At 61.5% G+C, this 2,337-nt stretch carries 1 protein-coding gene and 1 pseudogene; both read right to left on the reverse strand.

Translation table 11 applies throughout. From position 1 onward, the window contains the following. Window positions 1-403, reverse strand: a pseudogene (locus ACQKP2_RS32500) (NADH-quinone oxidoreductase subunit M); the annotation flags it as partial. A 39-nt stretch (window positions 404-442) separates the two neighbouring features. Then, complete coding sequence (gene nuoL / locus ACQKP2_RS32505) at window positions 443-2,296, reverse strand: NADH-quinone oxidoreductase subunit L (RefSeq protein ID WP_427582340.1); 1,854 nt, start codon at window positions 2,294-2,296, stop codon at window positions 443-445. Window positions 2,297-2,337: the final 41 nt, after the last annotated feature.

Here is a 2,337-nt window from a genome sequence, read left to right on the forward strand (position 1 = left end):
ATACCAGGAACACGCCGACGACGCCGCCCAGGATCCACATCAGGTTCAGGAGGAAGAAGCCCACGTGACGCTGGATCTCTTTCCACGAGCAGAGTACCGAGAGGACACCCAGCAGGCCGGTCAGCATGATCATCAACAGCGACAGGCCGTCGAGGGCCAAGTGCACGTTGATGCCGAAGCGCTGGATCCAGACTTGCTTGAACTCAAGCGCCCAGGTCGGATCGGCGCCTGGTTTTGGTGCAAATGAATAGTCACCGTGAGCCCACAGCCAGAGGCCGAGGGCGAGCAACAGGGACATGGTGATCAGCGCAATCCAGCGGGGGAGGGTGGCGCCGAAGCGCTCACCCATCCAGCACAGCAGGCCGCCGATGAAGGGGATCAGGATTAGCCAAGGCAGAATCATGACGGGCTCAATTCCTTTCGCAAGTTCGCAAGGTTCATATCAGACCGCTACCAGCACGACAGCGCCGATTACCAGCACGGCACCAGCAGCCATCGAGGCGGCATACCAACGCAGTTGACCGGTCTCGGTACGGCTCAGGGCGGTGTGACCCCCCTTGGCCATGCGCGGGATCAGACCGATGGTCTGGTCGAGCGGGTCTTTGCGCAGGATGTGGCTGATCGCAAGGTAAGGCTTGACGAACAGTTTGTCGTAGATCCAGTCGAAGCCCCAGGCGGCGAACCACCAGGCCGACAGGATACGGCCGATGCCGCTGTTGGCGATTGCAGTGACGAAACGACGCTTGCCCAGGAACAGCAGCGCGGCCAGCAGGATACCGGCCAGGGCGATGGCGCCCGAGGCGATTTCCAGGCTGTGCTTGGCTTCGCCGCCGGCATGGCCGACGCTTTCCGGCAGCACGCCGTGCAGCGGTGGAACGATCATCGCGCCAACGAAAGTCGACAGGACGATCAGCACCGACAGTGGCAGCCAGTGGGCAATGCCGTGACCGGCGTGTGCTTCGGTCTTGGCTTCACCGTGGAACGCGATGAAGATCAGGCGGAAGGTGTACAGCGACGTCATGAACGCACCCACCAGACCTGCGTACAGCAGACCGTGGTTGCCGCTGGCGAAGGCTTCCCAGAGGATTTCATCCTTGGAGTAGAAGCCCGCGGTCACCAGTGGCAGGGCCGCCAGGGCCGCACCACCGACGATGAAGCTGGCGTAGGCCAGTGGCAGTTTCTTCCACAGACCGCCCATCTTGAAGATGTTCTGTTCGTGGTGGCAGGCAACGATCACCGCACCGGTAGCAAGGATCAGCAGGGCCTTGAAGAACGCGTGGGTCATCAGGTGGAAGATCGCGCCATCCCAGGCACCGACGCCCAGGGCCAGGAACATGTAGCCGATCTGGCTCATGGTCGAGTAGGCGAGGATACGCTTGATGTCGGTCTGAACCAGGGCTGCAAAACCTGCCAGCACCAGGGTTACGCCGCCGACGATGCCCACCAGGTGCAGGATTTCCGGCGCCAGGGTGAACAGGCCGTGGGTACGGGCGATCAGGTAGACACCGGCGGTCACCATGGTTGCGGCGTGGATCAGTGCCGAAACCGGGGTAGGGCCGGCCATCGCATCCGCCAGCCAGGTTTGCAGCGGCAGTTGTGCGGATTTACCGACGGCGCCGCCCAGCAGCATCAGGGTGGCCATGACCATCCAGAAGTTGCCGGCCTGGAATTTCTGCGGTGCCAGCACCAGCAGTTCCTGGACATTCAGCGTGCCCAGCTGGGCAAACAGGATGAACAGGCCGATGGCCATGAACACGTCACCGATACGGGTCACGATGAACGCCTTGAGTGCTGCGTTACCGTTGTTGCGGTTGCTGTAGTAGAAACCGATCAACAGGTAGGAGCACAGGCCCACGCCTTCCCAGCCGAAGTAGATGAACAGCAGGTTATCGCCCAGTACCAGGAACAGCATGCTGGCGATAAACAGGTTGGTGTACGAGAAGAAGCGCGAGTAACCGGCTTCGCCGCGCATGTACCAGGAGGCGAACAGGTGGATCAGGAAACCCACGCCAACCACCACGCCGAGCATGGTCACGGCCAGGCCGTCCAGGTACAGCGTGAAGCTTGGCTGGAAGCCTTCAACCGAAATCCATTGCCACAGCACCTGGGTGTAGGCGCCGCCTTGCGGCGGTGCGACGTTGAACTGCCAGATCACGTAGGCCGCGACGATGGCAGACAGGCCGATGGAGCCGACACCGATCAGCGCCGAGAGGTTCTCCGAGAGGCGTCCGCGGGAGAACGACAGCAGCAGGAACCCGATCAGAGGGAATACGAAACTCAGATAGACTAGGTAAATCCGCGCATCTCACTGGCATCGTCGATATCGAGCGTGAGGAA

Origin of the sequence: Pseudomonas sp. NPDC089569 (genome assembly GCF_050280625.1) — a bacterium.
Classification (GTDB): Bacteria; Pseudomonadota; Gammaproteobacteria; order Pseudomonadales; family Pseudomonadaceae; genus Aquipseudomonas.